1 protein-coding gene and 1 pseudogene are annotated in these 2,897 nt (G+C 55.9%); both read left to right on the forward strand.

Annotation, left to right across the window (positions count from 1 at the left end):
• The first annotated feature begins 512 nt into the window (after window positions 1–512).
• Window positions 513–1,295 (forward strand): GH12 family glycosyl hydrolase domain-containing protein, encoded by a 783-nt coding sequence (locus MKD50_RS30150; protein ID WP_012354599.1) that lies wholly within the window; start codon window positions 513–515, stop codon window positions 1,293–1,295.
• Between the two features lie 143 nt (window positions 1,296–1,438).
• Window positions 1,439–2,613 (forward strand): annotated as a pseudogene (locus MKD50_RS30155) (IS3 family transposase).
• Window positions 2,614–2,897 lie beyond the last annotated feature (284 nt).

Here is a 2,897-nt window from a genome sequence, read left to right on the forward strand (position 1 = left end):
CTAGGGCCGAACCTGGCGTCGAATTCGTGCCGTACCGCGCTGCGAACACAACCGGCAATCCTCATTTGGTTAGTTTGGCAATGCTAATGTTTGAACACCATCCCCTCGGGATATCAGATATCAGGAAATCCTTATTATAAATTAAAGAAAATCCGATGACATCTTCTGTAGGGTGCGATTAGTATCTGTATAGGGATTGGGCTAGACAGGCCCTCCTTGAGTTGGTGTATGTCTCCCCAAACAATGCGTCCTTTATAGCGCCCGACTTCCCGTCGGGCGTTTTTTTAACGTCTGTGTGCGGGTGTATTGTGCCGTATACGATGGCATCCCGGACACGCCAGTGGTAGGGGATCTGCTAATGGAGAACCAGGCAGCTCTGTCGGTATTTCCGGCGCGGAATCGTTAGGTAGTTCATTTCCGCTTCAGTTGAACTCGTACGACACCCAGCCATCTTCGTTAAACTAGAACGCCTTACCGATTCTAAGTATTTACACCGATAGGATTAAGAAGATATGCCAAAATTTCTAGCCATATTGGGATGTCTCACCTCCCTGATGCTGATGCTTGGATCCACCGTCGCGCAGGCTGCAACATGGTCTGTAACTTCGCCTTCAACTTCATCCTGCCATGAGCATACTCTTTTCGCGCGTTGGAGCTACGAGGGGTATACCTTAAACAATGACGTATGGGGGCCTTGCAGCGTTCCTCCAGTCGCAGTTGGTCCGCAGTCCTTTTGGGCTAATTCAAGTTTCGACTGGAGTGTCACATCAGACCAGCCTGACACGAACGGCATAAAGTCCTATCCGCACGTCGAATACTTTGTCAACAAGCCTGTCGGTTCGCTGAGGAAGCTCACTGCCACTATCTCAGCTACCACGCCCTCTGCTGGTGCATGGGAATCTACGTTGGATATCTGGGCAGACGCAAAACAGCACGAGATCATGGTCTGGCTGAACTACACGGGCACCTCGAATGGATGCGGTAATGTCAAGCCAATCTCGTACAACTGGACTGCTGAAGGTTGCGCGATTCCGCTCTACAGTAACGTTTCGCTGTCCGGTAGCACCTGGAATGTCTATGTCGGTACCAACGGCAAGAACGCCGTCTATTCTTTCTTACGTACAGCGAAGACCAACCAAACTACGATCGACGTGCTGGAGATTATGAATTACTTAAAGTCGCTGAACTATTTTGATGACGTGGTCGTCGGCGAGATCCAGTACGGTTTTGAAATTACATCCTCGGTCGGTGGGCTGAGCTTTGGGTCTAAGAACTTCGCCGTCACCGCTGAGTAATTTTAAGGCGGCATAAAATTCTGAAGTGCAACACCTTGTCAATTTGTAAGGTGTTGTGAATGACGAAGAAGAAGTCCTGAGCTTGCCCCCGAAAAAGGAATCCCTTGCTGAGCGTTTAAATTCATGCAAGGAGAGTCAAGAAGATGAGCAAGACGACGCGAGCGCGGTACACGCTCGAATTCAAGCTGGGAGCGGTTCGGCTGGTCAAGGCGGGCCAGAGCATTGCGGCGGAGGCTGCGGCGCTGGGCGTGCCAGGGCAGTCGATTTCCAACTGGGTCTAGGCCGAGCAGGAAGGCAAGCTCGGCGGGGCCGGCACGAAGCCGGTCCGCGCGGAGCAGATGGAATTGTCGAGAACTTCGTGCCGAAGTGGCACGTCTGAAGATGGAGCGTGTCATCCTAAAAAAGGCGTGCGCGTACTTCGCGAAGGACTCGACGTGAAGTACGCTTTTATCGAACGCAATCGTCACCACTGGCCGATTTCGGTGTTATGCGAGGTGCTGGAAGTCAGCCCCGCCGGCTTTCATCAACGGCGGCAACGCGCCGCTAAGGACAGGCCGCAGCGCAGCCGCGTGAGCGACGACGCGCTGCTGGTGCACATCCAGGCGATTCACGCGGAGGTCAAGGGCGAGTACGGTTGGCCGTGCATGTGGAAAGAGCTGGTTGCGCGCGGCGTACTGAAAGGAGCGCGTGCGCAAGCTGATGGTGCAACACTGCGTGCGTGCCCGGCACAAGCGAAAGTACATCGCGACGACGAACTCGAAGCATGGCCTGCCTGTCGCACCGAACCTACTGGAACGCAACTTCACGGCGCCGGCGCCGAATCGGGTCTGGACGAGCGACATCACCTACGTGGCGACGGCTGACGGCTGGCTGTACCTGGCCGTCATCATCGACCTGTTCAGCCGGCAGGTGGTGGGGCTGGTCGATGCAGCGGCATATGAAGGCCGAGTTGGTCACGGATGCGTTGCGCATGGCATGGTTCCGGCGTCGCCCCGATGCCAGCGTGATTGTGTATAGCGACCGTGGCAGCCAGTACTGCGGCGGGCTCTTCCAGGACACGCTCAAGGCGTACGGCATGCGTTCGTCGATGAGCCGGCCCGGCGATTATTGGGATGCGCCAACCGAAAGCCTGTCGGGTTCGCTGAAGGTCGCACGACTGCACAGCCGGCGCTTCCCGACGCGGCGTGCCGCGATGGATGAAATCGTCGACTGGCTCGGCTTCTACAATGCTCGCCGGCTGCATTCGACATTGAACTACGTCAGCCCTATGACGTTCGAGAAGAATTGGGCCGCTGCCCAGCCAGGGCAAGCGGCCTGATGGCCTCGGCTATGGGATTCGTGAAACAGGGGCAAGCTCAGTCCTAGCAACTGCGGCCCGCCCATGTTCATCCCAGCGCGCCGGCACAAGCATATGTGTTGAACGCCAAACATCATTCATGAGCGGGATTCACGTCGAGCTTGTGCATGGAGGTTGACTGCCGAGGGCGATCTGGGACGCTTCGATGGCGTTCAAGAAGACCCTGATCGAACGTGCCCTGGGCGCTGGAGAGGTGGCGCCGTTTGTTCGGATAGAGATCCGGAGTTTTTAAGTGGAAGCGCTGT

The organism is Cupriavidus mimosae (assembly GCF_023952485.1).
GTDB classification, from domain to species: Bacteria; Pseudomonadota; Gammaproteobacteria; order Burkholderiales; family Burkholderiaceae; genus Cupriavidus; species Cupriavidus taiwanensis_C.